17 protein-coding genes and 2 tRNA genes are annotated in these 17,081 nt (G+C 48.5%); 6 read left to right on the top strand and 13 right to left on the bottom strand.

Annotated features, from left to right (window positions below; all coding sequences use genetic code 11):
- Positions 1 to 217 precede the first annotated feature (217 nt).
- On the top strand, positions 218 to 505 hold the full coding sequence (locus G9409_RS06910) for a TFIIB-type zinc ribbon-containing protein (protein WP_166808076.1): 288 nt from the start codon (positions 218 to 220) through the stop codon (positions 503 to 505).
- 58 nt (positions 506 to 563) lie between these two features.
- A complete protein-coding gene (locus G9409_RS06905) occupies positions 564 to 977 on the top strand; it encodes a tetratricopeptide repeat protein (RefSeq protein WP_166808075.1) in 414 nt (137 codons plus the stop codon).
- An 81-nt stretch (positions 978 to 1,058) separates the two neighbouring features.
- Here G9409_RS06905 and G9409_RS06900 read toward each other — a convergent pair whose 3' ends face one another.
- The 3 genes from G9409_RS06900 to G9409_RS06890 form a co-directional block, all read right to left on the bottom strand.
- Positions 1,059 to 1,985, bottom strand: coding sequence for a magnesium transporter CorA family protein (locus tag G9409_RS06900; protein WP_166808074.1), 927 nt, complete (start codon positions 1,983 to 1,985; stop codon positions 1,059 to 1,061).
- A 125-nt stretch (positions 1,986 to 2,110) separates the two neighbouring features.
- Positions 2,111 to 3,097, bottom strand: coding sequence for a cation diffusion facilitator family transporter (locus tag G9409_RS06895; protein WP_208019680.1), 987 nt, complete (start codon positions 3,095 to 3,097; stop codon positions 2,111 to 2,113).
- A gap of 58 nt (positions 3,098 to 3,155) precedes the next feature.
- Entirely contained in the window at positions 3,156 to 5,720 is a 2,565-nt protein-coding gene (locus tag G9409_RS06890) for a cation-translocating P-type ATPase (protein WP_166808073.1), read from the bottom strand.
- 129 nt (positions 5,721 to 5,849) lie between these two features.
- Between G9409_RS06890 and G9409_RS06885 the strand changes: the two genes are divergently transcribed.
- On the top strand, positions 5,850 to 7,112 hold the full coding sequence (locus tag G9409_RS06885; protein WP_166808072.1) for an NRAMP family divalent metal transporter: 1,263 nt from the start codon (positions 5,850 to 5,852) through the stop codon (positions 7,110 to 7,112).
- A 12-nt stretch (positions 7,113 to 7,124) separates the two neighbouring features.
- On the opposite strand, the gene G9409_RS06880 is transcribed toward G9409_RS06885, so the two are convergent.
- On the bottom strand, positions 7,125 to 8,162 hold the full coding sequence (locus G9409_RS06880; protein ID WP_166808071.1) for a radical SAM/SPASM domain-containing protein: 1,038 nt from the start codon (positions 8,160 to 8,162) through the stop codon (positions 7,125 to 7,127).
- 86 nt (positions 8,163 to 8,248) lie between these two features.
- Positions 8,249 to 8,548: a hypothetical protein gene (locus G9409_RS06875; protein ID WP_076791345.1), complete on the bottom strand. Its 300-nt coding sequence runs from the start codon at positions 8,546 to 8,548 to the stop codon at positions 8,249 to 8,251.
- A gap of 193 nt (positions 8,549 to 8,741) precedes the next feature.
- Between G9409_RS06875 and G9409_RS06870 the strand changes: the two genes are divergently transcribed.
- A complete protein-coding gene (locus tag G9409_RS06870) occupies positions 8,742 to 8,969 on the top strand; it encodes a hypothetical protein (RefSeq protein ID WP_235923258.1) in 228 nt (75 codons plus the stop codon).
- Between the two features lie 51 nt (positions 8,970 to 9,020).
- Here G9409_RS06870 and G9409_RS06865 read toward each other — a convergent pair whose 3' ends face one another.
- The 4 genes from G9409_RS06865 to G9409_RS06850 form a co-directional block, all read right to left on the bottom strand.
- Entirely contained in the window at positions 9,021 to 10,478 is a 1,458-nt protein-coding gene (locus G9409_RS06865) for a radical SAM/SPASM domain-containing protein (protein WP_166808070.1), read from the bottom strand.
- A complete protein-coding gene (locus G9409_RS06860) occupies positions 10,402 to 11,424 on the bottom strand; it encodes a hypothetical protein (protein ID WP_166808069.1) in 1,023 nt (340 codons plus the stop codon). Before G9409_RS06860 ends, G9409_RS06865 begins: the two co-directional genes overlap by 77 nt.
- Before the next feature lie 402 nt (positions 11,425 to 11,826).
- Positions 11,827 to 11,899: transfer RNA gene (locus tag G9409_RS06855), tRNA-Pro, on the bottom strand.
- Positions 11,900 to 12,008: 109 nt separating this feature from the next.
- Positions 12,009 to 12,081, bottom strand: a tRNA-Arg gene (locus tag G9409_RS06850).
- Between the two features lie 128 nt (positions 12,082 to 12,209).
- On the opposite strand from G9409_RS06850, the gene G9409_RS06845 reads away from it, so the two are divergent.
- A complete protein-coding gene (locus tag G9409_RS06845) occupies positions 12,210 to 12,449 on the top strand; it encodes a type II toxin-antitoxin system Phd/YefM family antitoxin (RefSeq protein ID WP_166808068.1) in 240 nt (79 codons plus the stop codon).
- A 47-nt stretch (positions 12,450 to 12,496) separates the two neighbouring features.
- Here G9409_RS06845 and G9409_RS06840 read toward each other — a convergent pair whose 3' ends face one another.
- From G9409_RS06840 to G9409_RS06825, 4 genes are all read right to left on the bottom strand, one after another.
- Positions 12,497 to 13,885, bottom strand: a complete 1,389-nt coding sequence (locus tag G9409_RS06840) for an FAD-dependent oxidoreductase (RefSeq protein WP_166808067.1) — start codon at positions 13,883 to 13,885, stop codon at positions 12,497 to 12,499.
- 140 nt (positions 13,886 to 14,025) lie between these two features.
- Positions 14,026 to 14,640 carry a recombination mediator RecR gene (gene recR, locus G9409_RS06835; protein ID WP_166808066.1) on the bottom strand — a complete coding sequence of 205 codons (615 nt, stop codon included), beginning with the start codon at positions 14,638 to 14,640 and terminating at the stop codon, positions 14,026 to 14,028.
- A gap of 6 nt (positions 14,641 to 14,646) precedes the next feature.
- A complete protein-coding gene (locus tag G9409_RS06830) occupies positions 14,647 to 14,982 on the bottom strand; it encodes a YbaB/EbfC family nucleoid-associated protein (RefSeq protein ID WP_006367254.1) in 336 nt (111 codons plus the stop codon).
- Positions 14,983 to 15,120: 138 nt separating this feature from the next.
- Entirely contained in the window at positions 15,121 to 16,104 is a 984-nt protein-coding gene (locus tag G9409_RS06825) for a transketolase family protein (protein WP_166808065.1), read from the bottom strand.
- A 71-nt stretch (positions 16,105 to 16,175) separates the two neighbouring features.
- On the opposite strand from G9409_RS06825, the gene rsmA reads away from it, so the two are divergent.
- A complete protein-coding gene (gene rsmA, locus G9409_RS06820; RefSeq protein WP_166808064.1) occupies positions 16,176 to 16,961 on the top strand; it encodes a 16S rRNA (adenine(1518)-N(6)/adenine(1519)-N(6))-dimethyltransferase RsmA in 786 nt (261 codons plus the stop codon).
- Positions 16,962 to 17,081 lie beyond the last annotated feature (120 nt).

Genomic DNA, 17,081 nt, shown 5'->3' with positions numbered 1-17,081 from the left:
CACACACCTCCATCTGTTCGTTTGCATGCAACGCTCTGTTGATCAGACGGTTTCGCCCTTTTCCTGATACCATCTCTGCATTTTAAGCATCTTTTAAGCACCCGCTTACTCTTCTTTAAGGTTGCAACCGGTATGTTTGAACTGTATTGAAAGAGCTCTCTCCAGCTGTCTTCATTACCGCTTCGGAGTAAACCAAACACAAAACAGAAGGAATACCATGAAATGCCCAGCATGCAATACCGTCAATCTTCTGATCTCTGAACGTCAGGGAATCGAACTTGATTATTGTCCGGAATGCCGCGGTGTATGGCTCGACAGGGGCGAGCTGGACAAGATTATTGAGCGCTCAGCAACTGAATTCAGCCCGGTACGTCAGGAGCATCATAAGGAGGAGTCACGTCACCGTTATCATGAAGAGGATCACGACTACTACACCGACCCGAAAACCGGCAGAAGAAAACGAAAAGGCGGGCCGCTCGGCTTTCTTGGGGAGTTGTTTGACTAAAGCTGTAATGCCCTGCAATCGTCACAGAATCTTTATCAGCTAAAAATCAAAATATCAGATGAAAAATAATTTTCTCTCTCTTTCATGCCTACTGGTGCCGTTGATGCTGATCTCATTATCGGGTTGCAACAATATGACATCTGAAATGAATAATTTTTCGATGAATTCCGAATCGGGAAGCAGCGGTAAAGTAAAGGGAGAGGTGATAGGGTTCAGACGCGCACTTGCCGTTGACACAACGTCAGCCAATGTGTTCATCGGGAGCGCTATCCTTAAAATCGATTCCGGCGACTGCGAAGGGGCAATAACCGACCTTACCAGGGCAATAAAACTCAACCCGGAATCCGTATTGGCCTACTCGGGAAGAGCAACCGCAAGATTTGCCGAAGAGGATCTGCAGGGGGCTTTGGCTGATCTTGTCATGGCCGAAAAACTTAAGCTGACGGAATCCCTCGGATTGAGAGTGCTCTGAGAGCAAAGAGAGCCGACCACCACCTTGCCGGAGCATACCCCTTTACTTCAAGGGCATGCGCCGGCGGGCATTATCATGAAGTCAGAGCCAGTTTCTGCTTTTAAAGAACATCACTCCGGAAGTTGAGAGCAGAAAAGAGAAGAGCAGAATAAACCAGAACCCGAACGGTGAATTTTCAAAGGTATTGGGCACGTTCATCCCGTACAGGCTTGCGATAAGGGTCGGTATCATCAAAATGATCGATATCGACGTAAGCCGCTTCATCACCACATTCAGGTTATTGGATATTACCGAGGCATAGGCATCCATCATACCGCTGAGAATATCACTGTAAATGTTCGTAATCTCCTGTGCCTGTTTCAGCTCGACCTCGACATCCTCTATCAGATCAAGATCATAAGCGTCTCTTTTTGATTTGATATTCTTTATGCGGTGAAGCAGAATATCATTGCCCTTGAGAGAGGTTAAAAAATAGACAAGACATTTCTCGATCTGGAGCAGTCTCTGAAGATCCTCGTTTTTAATGGACTTGTCGAGCTTGCTTTCAGCATTTTTTATCTGCTGGTTAATCTGTTTCAGATACTTGAGAAACCAGATACTTGAAGAGAGGAGGAGCTTGAGAAGCAGATCAAAATTGTTTTCGACCGTGATGTTTTTGCGTTTCGTATGCTCGATAAAGTCCTGTATCAGTTCAGTTTCAAAAAAACAGACCGACAGGATAATATCCTCATTGAAAATAACACCGAGCGGGATGGTCGTGAACGGAAGATCATCGTCATTGGTTTTATAGGGTATTCTCAACAGAATAAAGTACCATCCATCCTCAACCTCAATTCGCGGCCTCTCATCGATATCCTCAATATCGTTATAAAACGACAAGGGGACTTTAAGCTCATTGATTACATAATCCCGGTCATCATCATTGGGACATTCAATGTTAATCCAGCAGTGCTTCTGCCACGTTTCAATGGGCTCCAGTCCGTTTCCGTTTTTAAGAAATACCCGCATGATGATGACCTGTTAAGTAATGATATAAACTCAGTCCTTCCTTTACTACCGCAACTTCAGGGAACCGCAAAAGAAGCATTCGAATCGCGGAACAGGGTAATGGCGGTGGTCATCAGAAGGTCGCGTTACGCTGCCCGATGCTTCTGATTACTTGATATATTGTTAACCGTCCACCCAACTTTCTCCCGGAATGGCGCTTTTCGAGCGGAACAACCCTCTTTCCGGCAAATTTCACAGGAGTAGTCAAGGCATCCATCGGTATGCACAAAGAGCTCGATAGATTCACCGAACTCTTTGCTGACCAGTTGATTGAGGCGGTCAATTTCGTCGTGAGCCTCATGAACATTGAGATACCACGGAACAGTCAGATGGCAGTCGAGATGCAGGGTACTGCCATACTTGATAATGCGCAAGTTATGAAGATCTACCCAGTTTTCCCCCCTGTTTATCTGTAATATTTGAACCATTTTTTCCAGTAACGCTTCATCCGCCTCATCCATAATTCCCCGGAGTGAATCACGGATGATTTTGTAACCGGTATAGACGATCAATAATGCAAAAACAAGGGCAACCGCGCTGTCGAGCCAGGCGATTTTGGTAAAATAAAGGAGAATCAGTCCGACAATGATGCCGATCGTTGAATAGGTATCAGACTGGAGGTGTTTGCCGCTTGCTACAAGTGCCAGTGAGTTGTTCTTCAGTCCTTTCTTTACCGCAACGGCACCGACAAGGTAGTTAATGATTGCGGTTGCGGTTATCAGGTAGATACCAAAATCAAGCTGGCCTATCTGGCGTGGATTTCCGAGGCTTTTTACAGCCTCAACAATAATGAGTAACCCTGCTGCCGAAATCAGTGTCCCTTCAATCGCAGCCGAGATAAACTCCACTTTGCCGTGTCCATAGGGATGACTGGTATCTTTTGGTTTGGCTGATACATAGAGGCTGTATAATCCGATGAAGGCACTGGTAACATTGACCGTGCTTTCAAGTGCGTCGGTAAGAATGGCGACTGAGTTGGTGAGATACCACGCGGCCATTTTGATCAAAAACAGCAGAACACCGGTAACGGCAACGATTTTCTGAAAGTTGAAGTTTTGTTTTGCAGTGGTCATTATGGTGCAGAGAATTTTTGAACGAAAAAAAACGAAAAAGCGTGTAAGGGAGTGGCTATTAACGAGAGAACCTTCCTGATCTGAAGACGCCGGTTAATTTCAACAGCTCAAACCAGAGCACACTGCCGAATCCGGCAGCAAGACAAATGAGCAGATCCGTGAAACGGATGGCAGAAAATCTGAACAGTGTGACAAAAAACGGAACATAGAGCACAATTCCAAGAAAAAGCATTGCGCCTGCGATAACCGGAAGCAGTGCTGAATTCGGGAAAAAGAGCGATGCCCGAATGGTCGTGCTCCAGGAGCGGTTGGTCAGAATAAGACAGAGATTGGCAATCATGAGTGTTGTAAAGGTAAGCGTTCGAACTTCTGCAATGCCCGCCCCCCTGTTGCGGAAAAACCAGAAAATGCCCATGACTACAAGCAGCACCACAAAACCCTGCATGACACCGGCAGCGATCATCCTTCGGTTGAATAAAGGCTCATCTGCTCTCCTTGGTGTGCGAGTCATAACATCCTGCTCCTCCTGCTCTCCCTCAAAAACAATTGAACAGGCCGGATCAATGATAAGCTCGAGAAAAGCAATGTGGGCCGGTAAAAAAAGGAGTGGCCACTGAAAAAGCACGGGAAGAAGCAACATCCCGGCAATAGGCACATGAATGGCAAAAATATAGGCGATTGCCTTTCGGATATTGTCAAATATCCGGCGACCAAGCCTTATCGCCGCTACTATAGATGAGAAATCATCGTCAAGCAGTACCATCGATGCTGACTCCCTTGCCACATCACTCCCCCGTCCACCCATGGCAATACCGATATTGGCCGCTTTCAATGCCGGAGCATCGTTGACCCCGTCTCCGGTCATGGCCACAATCTCACCATGCATCTGGAGAGCTTTAACCAGTCGCAACTTCTGTTCAGGAACAACCCTTGCAAAGATATTCACCGAACCCATCCGTTCATGCAGCTCCGTTTCCGCCATCCCTTCCAGTTCACTGCCGGTCAAAACCATTTCCGGCTCTTTCAGTCCGATCTGTCGGGCAATAGTAGTGGCCGTTCCAGGGTAATCGCCGGTAATCATCACCACACGGATACCGGCGGTATAACACTCCGCAATGGCCGCAGCGACTGTCGGCCTGACCGGATCCGCAAGCCCGATAAGGCCGAGAAATTCAAAGACGAAGTCATGCTGTTTTTCTGGCAGTTCGGAATGCACAAAATATGCCCGTGCTACTCCAAGCACCCGCAACCCGCTATTTGCAAGCTCATTGATGCGAAGAGAGATTTGCTGTATTGCTGACGCATCAAGGTGACAGAGATCCATAACCGCTTCGGGAGCGCCTTTGGCTGCAATGATATAGTTCTCACTTCTTTCCGAGTTCCAGACACGGGAAATCGAGAGCAGCTCTTTGGACAGCGGATACTCATGCACAAGATTCCAGTCGCCGTGCAGGTGTTCTCGCTCCTTTAGATACGCATCTCCGACGAGCCTGATGGCCTTTTCCATCGGATCAAAAGGATCGAGCTGACTTGCCAGGATAGTGAACTCAACCAGTTCGTGGAAATCTTCGGGCATCTCTTGTTCCGCTAATGATCTGATATCAACACGCTTCTCTCCGGCAATGAGGGTATCGACCGTCATCCGGTTCATGGTCAGCGTGCCGGTCTTGTCTACACAGAGCACTGTAGCTGACCCGAGCGTCTCTATTGCCGGCATTCGACGGGTAAGCACCTGTTTTTTGGAGATCCGCCATGCGCCCATGGCAAGAAATATGGTCAGCACAACCGGCAGCTCTTCAGGAAGAGTAGCCATGGCGAGGGTAATTCCCGCAAGCACGCCTTCAAGCCATTCCCCCCTGTGTATGAAGGAGTAGAAAAGGATCACAACAACGCAAAGAGAAATTCCAACAATGGCCAGATTATGCACCCATCTGCCGGTCTCCGCCTCAAGCCGGGTCTCTTCCGGCTCTACACCCTGAATCACCTTGCCTATCTTTCCGAGTTCAGTACCGGTGCCGGTAGCTGTTACTCTGGCAATCCCCTGCCCCTGAACCACAAGTGTTCCCGAATAGAGAAACGGAAGGTCATCACCACCGGGACGAACATCAACTGCCGCTCTCTCTTCGGCACTCTTCCTGACAGGAACCGACTCTCCGGTCAAAAGCGATTCATCAACCATAAGATTAAGCTCGGAGAGCAGTTGACCGTCTGCCGGAACACGATCCCCCTCACCGACAACAAGCAGATCACCTTTTACCACTTCACGTCCGGCAATACGGCGCTGTGCTCTATCCCTGATAACAGAGGCTCTCGGACTGGAGAGATCTTTTAATGCTTCGAGTGCATGCTCTGTTTTCCGCTCCTGATAGAGTGTAAGAGCCATCACGAAAAACACAAAGCCGAGTAGCATCAATGCTTCATAAAGATCACCAAGAACCAGATAGACCGCTCCGCAGGCAACAAGAAGAAGAAACATCGGCTCCCTCACTACGCCGAATGCAAGGATGAAGAGGTTACGACGGCCGGAGGAAGGCAGCTCATTGTATCCATCAGAGGCAAGTCTGGCGGCGGCTTCTGCATCAGAAAGGCCGACAAATTCCTCATGCGGTATGCTGCTGTTCATGATGGCTGCGGGTTAGCAATCCTTAACTCTCAAAGAGAACTTATTCTGCCGTTCCGTACTTTATAAGATAGTGCGAAGAAGAGGTAAAACATTATGCCGGATACCCGTGTCTGATTTTATACATAAACCATGACCACTGCCCACAAAAAGCCCTCTCTCCTGAAGCGATTCTGGGGGATCTTCGGGCCCGGTCTGATCACCGGAGCGAGTGACGATGACCCCTCAGGGATCGCCACCTATACGCAGGCCGGTGCAGCCTTCGGCTCCCAACTGCTCTGGAGCGCCATTGTTACCTATCCCCTTATGGTCTCTGTGCAGGAGATGTGCGCCCGAATAGGGCTCGTAACCAATCACGGGCTTATCGGCATCATCAAGAAATACTATCCGAAATATCTGCTCTATCTCATCCTGATTATCAGTTTCCCCTCCATAACGCTCAATATCGGCGCCGATATTGCCGGAATGGGAGCCGTCGGCAACCTGCTCTTTCCGGTCATACCCGCATTTTCATTCTCGATTCTCTTTACCGCCCTTATTCTCTATAGTGTCATATTCTGGTCTTACCATAAAATAGCGGTCATTCTCAAATGGCTCTGTATCAGCCTTGTCAGCTATATTCTCATCCCCTTTCTTATCGGTGTTGACTGGCCTCATGTCCTGAGGGATACATTCCTCCCCTCTTTCACTCCTGACAAGGCCTATTTTCTCATGCTGGTCGGCATTCTCGGCACGACAATCTCTCCCTATCTCTTTTTCTGGCAGGCATCCATGGAGGTTGAAGAACGGCACGAAAAAAAGCTTATGGTTGACAAAAAAATTATCGAGGAGATGGAGGCTGATGTCAAGGGGGGAATGCTCTTTACCAATGTGGTCTTTTACTTTATCATTCTTGCTGCAGGCACCGTACTCTTCAATGCCGGGATCCATAATATCAACACCGTGGAGGAGGCTGCCCGTGCGCTGCGCCCCCTGGCCGGAGACCAGGCCTATCTTCTCTTTGCCCTGGGCGTTATCGGTACCGGATTTCTTGCCATTCCGGTACTTGGCGGAGCCTTGAGTTATATGATGGCGGAAACCTTCGGATGGAAGGAGGGACTTGACAAAAAATACTATGAGGCTCCGGGATTCTACCTCACCATGGCCATATCGCTCGTTGTCGGTCTCTTGATCCACTTCATCGGCATCAGCCCGATTCAGGCGCTCATCTATACTGCCGTACTCTACGGAATTACTGCGCCTGTACTGATTGCACTCATCCTGCACATCTGCAACAGCAAAAAAATAATGGGCAGGTACACCAATAAATTCTGGTCGAATTTCTTCGGTATTGCAACCTTTATTATGATGACCGTCTCATCACTCTTTCTGCTCTGGTACACCCTCGGCAACTGAATGAATGGATGTTCAACCGACTATCGCAGGTTGTTCTTTCAGCAAACGGTGAAAACAGTACGGGTTATTGTGATACTTGCCTGTTGCGGCAATAGACATGACTGAACAGCCACCCTTGCATGCTTCGCCATGTTCACAAGCAGTACAGTTATCTCCAAGATCGGCAGTTGAAAATCTCCTTGTAGAGGAAAAGGAGTTTTCATCAAACCAGATATCCCAGAGTTCACGCTCACGCAGGCTTCCCTCTACATAACGGTCAGGCATGGAAAGACAGCCTTTGATCAACCCGTTACTGGTGATGCCGCAGGAGGAGATGCCAGCAGCGCAGCCACTCCAGGCTCTTGTTCTTGAGTCAAGTGAAGAGAAGTAGCCGACACCGTCTGCAGGTACAAGATTGATCATTGATGAAGAACATGGCTCCTGGCGACACTGGATGAAGCTTCCAAGTTCAAGAAATGTTTCATTGGAGAGGGTAAGTTCACCCTCTTTTGCGCGCCCGAGAGAAAAGGTTGGCTGTACCTGCCAGTGTTCAATACCGAGATTGCAGATAAATGTTTCGAGCGCCTGAAGTTCCTCAATATTAATGTCGTTAACCGCCGTGATAACCGCTATGGGAATACCCGCCTTGAGAGCTGACTCTATGCCGCCGACAATAGTTCTGAAGAGTCCCGGCCTTTCCCTTATTCGATCGTGCGTCGCTTCAAGACCGTCAAGGCTGATACCGACCGTTGCAATACCACTCTCTTTAAGTTGAGGAACATTTTCTTTCAGAAGCGAGCCATTTGTAACCATCCGTACCGGGATGCCGAGCTTGTTAAGGTGCGTAGTAACAGCAAACCATTCCGGCCGGAGCAGCGGTTCTCCGCCGGTGATATCGACTTCCTGAACAAAGAGATCCGGAAACTGGTCGCAAATAGAGAGCAGTTCTTCCAGAGAGAGTTCATTTGAACGGGACCTTGTCGTTGCAGCAGAAGCACAGTGCCGGCATCTGAGATTGCAGGCAAGGGTAAGTTCGAGGCCGATAACGATTGGAAATCCTTCGAAAGGCATGGGGGGGTCTCCTTTTTTTTGAAATCGTAAAATCAAACATCATTCCGGGACGAGTGTTTAGCTCATCCCGGAAAAACAGGAGAAGATCAGAGGAGTTTATTCGCCTTTGCGTAGCTCATCAGCGCGATGTAGTCACCTGCCTTCAGGGTCACATCACGATGTGAAATGATGTCATCGGCGATGTTCATGATCGCAGAAGCGATCTCCTTTGGCGGTTCAGCACCTTCGGCCACATGTGCCACAACCTGCTCTCTGATCATGTCGAAAAATTTCTCTGAAGGCCTCACCTTGAGAAGATCAGCCCGTTTTGCCAGCAGTTTGTCAATAATCACCAGATACATGACAACACTGGGGTCGAATTTTAAATGCATTCTGATTGAGCCCATGATGTAACCTCCCCTCGTTAATGGTTTCAAATACCGACTACTGTTTCTTTCTGAAAAGCCCCACAGATCCATCGAACAATCTGTCTCATAAACGTATTCATACGGTGTTATATTATGCATTTCCATGCATTATAGCAACTATCTTTTCAAATAGTAATCCGGATTGTTTATCATTCTTGACAACAAAACAATTATGGGCACTATAGAGGATTACAGCTCAGGGAGGATTCTTGAAAGCATCGCAAAGGCAGTGCGTTTTTTTGATGCTCCGGAGGAGTCACTTACTGATAAAGCTCAGGCCATCAATCCGGCCATCCCCTCATCATCTCAATGGTTTCAGGGAAATATCAGGAGATATGCCCCTCCTGCAAGCAGGATTGTGTCTACTGGAGAGCTGAAAAACGGGGCATTCGGTGCCTGAAGCGAAAACAGCGCTGAAATAGGCATGGAGCGTGCTGCCGATACGAGCACATTACCTCTTGTTGGTAAAACCTGACAGGGAATCATCAGGCAGGTTTTGTGCGTTAGCTATAAAGCGCAAATGTTCACTCAGAAAATATTTCCAATTGCAACATGCCTGATTCTCTTGCTGATTCCGACTGCGCATATTAAGCTCCGGACATCCACCCATGCAGACAGGTAACATCGAACAAGAGAGACATTCAGTCCCTTCGTCAAAAGGCATGAAATCATCCCACTTTTCTATCCTTTCGTTGAACTCGATCCCTTCCCTGCCTATCTGCCCGACAGAAAGTTCATGACGCCCAAGATCAAGCCAGCACTTGTAAAGCTCCCCCGAAGCACCAATTACATAGGAATCTGAAGCTATGGCGGTACAGACACTCTCCTTAAGCGTCGGATACTCTTCAACAACATGGAAGCCGTCGCTATTTATGCCGTTTTTCAGCAATTCAAGCTGCAATTTGTAAAAAGACGAATTGCTCAGGCAGTCTCTACTCTGACATGAAGAGGTATACGAACGAACTGGTGAAACATAAAATGCCACACGACCTTTATTGTCGAGCAGTTTTTCTTCATGCAGGATTTTTTTGAGTTCCATTATGGATGCAGCATTCTCTTCATTGACATTCATGCGAATGCTGAATCGGAGAAGATCGCTACTCGCTTTGATATTCCCGATAATACGATCAAAAGTCCCTTTACCGTTTTTATGAATTCTGCTCCTGTCATGGAACGACTTTGGACCGTCAAGGGTCACCTGCGCAAGAGCGACCTTCCACTCAACCAGATGTTTGGCTTTTTCACGATCAAGCAAATAGCCGTTGGTTATGATGTTTGACGTATATGAAATGTCGTATTTCTTGCATGCGGAGATTATCTGCTCCGAGAGATACTCAATCGCTTCAAAACAATCAGGCAATAACGGTTCTCCCCCATACCATGTTACATGCATGCTTTTGTAGCATGCCGAACTCAGCTCTTTTTTTATATATGCTGCAACATTCCGCTGAATTTCTCCAGACATTGTGGTGCATTCCGAATACTCGTAGCAATAAGGGCAGGAAAAGTTACAGTTAACCGAAGGTGCAATGGTCAGACCAAGATGTTGACTCCTGTTTTTTCGTCGAGTGAACCTTTCTGTCAGCTCTTTTTTTGCTTCATCAAGATCAGATACAAAAAAACCCTTCTGACGCATTTCAAATGCGACATGCTTCAGCTCATCATCGAAAACAGAGAGCGTTTTGCCGTTGTTGAGCGACTCTACAAGTTTTATTGCATCAACATACCTTGAGGAGTGCAACCGTCCAAAACTCAGTGTATGAGTGTTAAACAGCAGTATCTCATCACCGTCAGGCACAATGATGTTATATGGAGATGGATAGAGCATAGTATCAGCAAAGCCCGGAACAGCCGGAACTGACCGGCGGGCAGAAACCAGTCTGCTGACACTCTTTTGTCTGCATGACAAGCCTCCCGAGATTAAACGGTACAACAGAAGCAGAAACCATAAAGCGTCCCTTTCGTGAATTGAGGGTTGTGCATGAAGAGCCCTTGAAATACATCTCAGAGTGCTCAAGCATACAGCCACTCTCTCGAACAGGGTCAAGAGCAAGACAGGGTGGCATGATTTGTCCGGTTTCAGCAAGGTCATGTTGAAGCTTCTTGCAGTTCACATCACTGAAACTTGCCGCATAAACTGAAACAGATTTGTCATTCTGGCCGCACAGCTGATTTGGTGCTTTGCAATCACATCCTGTATTGCCTGCAACACAGTCGCAACTGAGCGTTCCTCCAGAACAGGAAGAGAGCGTTGTTCCAAGACAGCAATCACCTTTCGACGAGCTCCCGGAAAGCGTTGCGCCCGGAACATGTATCCATGATAACGAGGGTTCAAAAATGCATTTTCTGGCATTATCAAAACAAAACTTATGCTCTACTGATGAAAAACAGCATGCCAGTTTATTTCTGTACGTATAAGCCGGAAAGAGAGGATCAACCTTTTCAAGCCAGTCAATGAGCCAGGAGAGCGACTGCATTTGTTGAGTATGAAACGAGGACAACTTTGTAATCATCAAAGAAAGGTCACTATTTTCCTGTTTTTCAGCCCCATACCGCGACATATTTACAATTTCCGCAGGTTGCTGATAGGCCCTGAGAAATTCAACCGCACCATGAACCGAACTGTGCAAACCCCCCTTCTTTTTTATCAATGCAGACGCTTCAATCGACTGCTCATGCATTGTTGCTGCCGTCTCAAGAACTTCGGAAGGAATATCTGTAAACTCCTGATACCATAACAATAAGTCACTGAATATATTTTTCAATTGCTCGGAACTTACAGGTTGCTCGTTCTTCGGCATTGCTGAGATTGCATTTGAAAAATTGAGCCAGTTAAGCAGGATGGCATTTGACATGGAACTCCTCCTTTCTGATTTGATCCTGAATTTGACAGAAAACAACTCCACACCCGATTACGCAAAGAGGTAGATACTCGACGGTTCAGTACTCAATGCGACTACCAAAAAAGATAGTAACGCTGAATCAATAAAGCAAATACAGCGTACTTTTCCCTGCTGTTCAGGTAAAACAAAAACGGTATGATGTACGGTTTGAACGACTCAAGGTATATCCGTAGAGATGATCGGGGGCGGAAAAAACCGGGAGGCAACTGCCGAAGAGCCGGACCGGCCTCTACAGGAGAGCTGAAAAACGGAGTGTTTGGTGTCTGAAGCGAAGACAGCGCTGATACTCAAACCATAAAAAAAACAGAGGACGAAAAAAGGCGATTACAGATCTCTCCGTAATCGCCTCTGGTGTCGGGGTGGCGGGATTCGAACCCACGACCTCTGCGTCCCGAACGCAGCACTCTACCAACTGAGCCACACCCCGAAATATGTAATTTTACCGCGATTGAATTGTTTCGCGTTTTTTCCTTCCGTCCCCACCGACTGCGTCGGGGTCTACCAATATTGTCGCTCCTCTGGAGCTTAAATCCCTGTGCCCTTGGGCAGATTCGAACTGCCGACCAATAGTTTCGGAAACTACTACTCTATCCACTGAGCTACAAGGGCCTGATTCGGATCAGGATTCTGAAGATACCATTTTCCGTTTAAAAATAAAGCTAAATTTAAAACAGAGATGATGCAAATTGCTGGATAACGACTGATTTTCTTACGTTACCAGTAAGGGAGACAAAATTATGACCACACTATCCGTAACAAGCGCCCGGGCAAAGCTTTATAAACTTGTTGATGATGCCGTAACTTTGCATAAGCCGGTCATCATCAAAGGAAAACTGGGCAATGCGGTTCTCCTGTCGGAGAGCGACTGGAATGCTGTTTCGGAAACCCTGCATCTTGCCCCCATTCCAGGGATGCGTGAATCAATTCAGGATGGATTGAACAAAGAGATCTCTGACTGCTCAAATACGATTGATTGAAAACATCACCGGGGGCGGTTCTATGAAAAACGCCCCAAAACTTCTCTTTACTCCTTCGTCAAGCCAGCTGCGCTGATAATGCCTTCGGAGGCAAGGTTGGCGCTCATGACTGCCCCACCCATCGAGTCGTAATAGAGCTGTTGCGAAAATCCGCCGGCAAGAAAGAGGTTGCGGATCGGGGTTTGCTGGGTCGGACGGAACTGCTCCATGTTCGGCGTCGGCGCATAGACCGATTGCGGAATCTTCACTACAGTGGACTTCAGAATGGTCGCCCCTCTTGACGTTTCAGGATAGCAGTTTCGCACCGAGAGATCGACCTGGCGGATAATCTCCTCTTTGGTCATCCCCATCATGTTTTTTGCCGGAGCAACACAGAATTCGAACCGGGTTTTGCCGCTGAAGGGCTTGCCTCTCAGGGTTCGGTAGTCGGGAGTTGTTTGCGCAAGGTTTGCGTAAACCGGAATAACGCCGTCGGGTGAAAAAAGGACATTATCGACAGGGGTAATTTCCCGATCATACCAGATCTGGACAGAGATCACCGGCACCCCTGCAAGATTACCGAGACCGCCGAAAAAGCGCTCCGTTTTTTTCAGGCTGTCGGGCAGCACCTTCAGGAGGTTATGGATCGGCAGGGCACAAAGATAGTAGTCTGCCGTAAGGATTTCACCGTTTTTAAGCTGAACACCCTTGATCTCCCCTCCCTCATAGAGCAGCTCCTCTACGGCAGTGTTCGGCTTGAACACCGCCCCTCTTGACGCCGAGTAGTCCATAAGCGGCTGATGGAGATACTCCTGCGGTGAGCCTTTCAGAAATCCCATTCGGGAAGCGTCCGGCAGGCGGTAGAAGGTTTCGGTAACATCAAGGATGATCTTGGCTGATATCTCTTCGGGAGGAATGAATTTCAGGGCAAGCGCCATCGGGCGGAACATCTTTTCCATGAGACGGTTGCCGAATTTCTTCGCGGTTGCCCACTCGGCAAAGGTCAGGTGATCCTGCGTCGGCGCATATTTGTCACGCTGCAGGGCAAGCGGAATGAGCGATCTGGAAAAAGCGGCCATCTCGGAGAATGAAAAGTAGCCGTTCTTCACAATGGCAGGCAGCAGATGCAGCGGGCTCGGAAGGTCCCAGGTATTGAAGGTGAAACGCTCGCCACCATTGAGCGTATAGGTGAGCTGATGCTCCTTCCAAAGGACTGCGTGATTGGTTTTTAACTCTTTAAGGAGGTCGTAGAGCACATCATAGGCGCCAAAAAAACAGTGGGTGCCTGATTCAATCCAGTCTCCCTCCTCATCTTTCCAGGCTGATACCTTGCCGCCGAAAATACCCCTTTTTTCAAGAACCCTGACCTGAAACCCTCTGTCTGTCAACCGCTTGGCGGCAGTAAGACCGGCAAGGCCCCCGCCAAGAATCAGTACCGACTTTTTTTCTGAACTCATGTATTCACCAATTGATACGAAATTTTGGCGTCTCTCTCTCTTTTTTCAAAACCTGAATACTGCGTTGGTCCCCTGCCCGTCGGGAGTCCGGTCTCTCTGCGGGCTTCTCAAAACAGTTGACAGAGGGACCCTTTGAAATACTACATAGCCGATCGCCCTTCCATTGCCCGTGAAAGCGTCGCTTCATCAACAAACTCAAGCTCTGCGCCGACCGGTATCCCCCGTGCAATTTTGGTCACCTGCACGCCGAGCGGTTTGAGCAGTTTGCTGAGATAGAGTGATGTTGTTTCCCCTTCAATGGTAGGATTCAGAGCCAGAACAACCTCTTTGACCTCTCCGCTCTCCTGACCCGAAAACCGGACAAGCAGCTCGCGAACCTTGATATCATCCGGCCCTATACCGTCAAGCGGTGAAATGACTCCATGCAGCACATGATAGAGCCCTTTATAGAATCCCGTTTTTTCAAAGGCGAGCATATCAACCGGAGATTCAACAACGCAGATAACCGAACGGTCGCGTGCCCTGCTGCTGCATACAGCACAGGGATCACTCTCCTTGTCGGTAACATTCTGGCAGACTGAACAGCGGATAACCTTGTCTTTTACATCAAGCAGTGCGGATGCAAGTTTTTCCGCCCCGGCTCTCGGCTCATGCAGAACATACATGGCAAGACGCTGGGCGGTTTTGCGTCCGACACCCGGCAATTTGGCAAACTCTTCAATCAGGGCTTCTATAGCCGCCGAAGTGTAGCGCATGCGGTGTTATTTACCGAGATTCATGTTTTTCAGGAGGTCGGCCGGATTGATCATCCCCCCGGTCGCCCTGCTGATCTCCTCCTGGGCCAGCCTTGCGGATTCGTCAAGCCCGCTGTTCACGGCGGCGAGCACCAGATCCTGAACCATCTCGGCATCATCCATAATGTCAGGATCAATAGTCAGTGAGAGCAGTTTCTGTTTGCCGCTCACCGAGACCCTGACCATGCCTCCACCTGCCTCGCCATGGGCAACAATCTTTTCAAGCTGCTTCTGCACATCCTGCATCTTTTCACCAGCCTGCTGGATCTGCTTCATCATGTCGCCAAAATTCGGCATTGCCATCTTCTTTTTCTCCTGTGCGTTATAGAAATTTCATTGCGGGCGGTCTCTCACCGCCAGGTGGAGATTACATTTTTCTCCACCCCCCGCATCTCTGTGTCGGGGGCTACCAATATCACGCTCCTCCTGAGCCCAGGGAAATCAGCACTTTCTGCGCAATGCCAGATAGATTTTTTCAAGAATATCAGCAGTCGTAAGCTTGTATTTTTCAAGAAGTTCATCGGCTTTTCCCGATTCACCGAACTGATCCTCCACACCAACCATCTCAATCGGTACCGGTATATTGCGGGCGCAGACATTGGCTACGGCATCACCAAGACCGTTATAGATCTGATGCTCTTCAGCCGTAACAATTGCTCCGGTATCGTTGGCTGCACGAACAATGGCAAGCGTGTCAATCGGTTTGATGGTATGCATGTTGATAACCCTGACGCCAACCCCCTCCTTTTCAAGAATCAGTGCCGCTTCGAGCGCTTTCCATACCATGATGCCGCAGGCAATAACGGTAACATCCTTGCCGGGGTGAAGTTCAATGGACTTGCCGATTTCAAAACCATCCTCGTCAAGCGAAAAATCAGGAACATTCGGCCTTCCGAAGCGCAGATAAACCGGACCCTCATGCTTGATGATGGCATGGGTCGCCCTGACGGTTTCACTGTAATCACAGGGAACAACCACGGTCATTCTCGGAAGACCGCGCATAAGACCGATATCTTCAAGGATCTGGTGGGTGGCACCATCCTCACCGAGGGTGAGCCCGGCATGGGATGCACAGATCTTGACATTGAGATTTGAGTAACAGAGCGACTGGCGGATCTGATCGTAGACCCGTCCGGTGGCAAAGACGGCAAAACTGGCCGCGACCGGAATTTTTCCGGTTGTAGCGAGTCCTGCTGCCATGGAAACCATGTTGGCTTCGGCTATACCTGTCTGGATAAAACGATCGGGAAATGCATCACGAAACAAATTCATGTTCAGTGATCCGGTAAGATCAGCGCAAAGTGCCACGACATCACTGTTTTCCCTGCCGGCCTGCAGGAGAGCATCTCCGAACCCGGTACGGGTAGCCTTGTTGCCGCGCGAAACATATTGTACTGCCGCGGTCCCGATGTTATTTTCTTCCATTACTTCAAGAATAACTTAAATTAAAAAAAGCAGTTCCGCCCGGCCATGGCACATAAAGAATTCCGGACTCAATGATAAAAGTTGAATATAAGCATACTGAAATCGCGGCGAAAAAAAAATTAGGTCAAAACTTTTTAACCGACCGCAATATCACAAGAAAAATTGTTGCCTCATCCGGTGCCGCTGCTGATGACAATATTCTGGAGATCGGTCCGGGGTTCGGCGCCCTGACCAGGGAGATCATAGCGATCTGTCCGACGTTTACGGTAGTTGAAAAAGATCCGAAGCTTGCCGCATTTATCAGGAGTGAATACCCCGGACTCAAGGTGCTTGAAGCCGATTTTCTGGAAACCGACCTTGAACTTCTTGCCGAAGAAAAGCCGCTCAGGGTTCTCGGCAACATACCCTACTCGATTACAAGCCCGATTCTTTTCAGGCTTCTGGAGCACCGCCGGAGCTTCATTTCAGCAACGCTCATGATGCAGCATGAGGTCGCCATGCGAATTGTTGCCCGTCCATCCACCAAAGATTATGGCATTCTTGCGGTGCAGATGCAGGCATTCTGCGATGTCAGCTATCTCTTCAAGGTAGGCCGCAAGGTCTTTCGCCCGCAACCGGGAGTGGACAGTGCCGTCATCAGCATGAAACCCAAACAGGAGAGCCCTGTTGAAGAGAGTGATGGGTTCCGCCGGTTTGTCCGCACAGCGTTTCATCAGCGGCGCAAAACGCTGCTGAACAATCTCAAAGAGTCCTACAATCTTGATGCTGTTGAGAGCTCTACCCTTAAACTTCGGGCAGAAGCGCTCTCCATCGAAGAGTTTTTCACCTTGTTCAGGCAGTTGAAGCCCCTTGATTGAGCCGCGGCCTTCAGTGTTGAAAATCCGGCAGCTGGCGGATGGAACAATTGTTCATTGCTCTGAAGTGTATTTTTTGTTAACATTGAGTTTTACAAAATTGCCGTGCAAATAACAGCCGAG

This window comes from Candidatus Chlorobium masyuteum (assembly GCF_011601315.1).
GTDB lineage: Bacteria > Bacteroidota > Chlorobiia > Chlorobiales > Chlorobiaceae > Chlorobium > Chlorobium masyuteum.
Note: the sequence above shows the minus strand (reverse complement) of the source record. Positions and strands in the feature narration are given on the sequence as shown.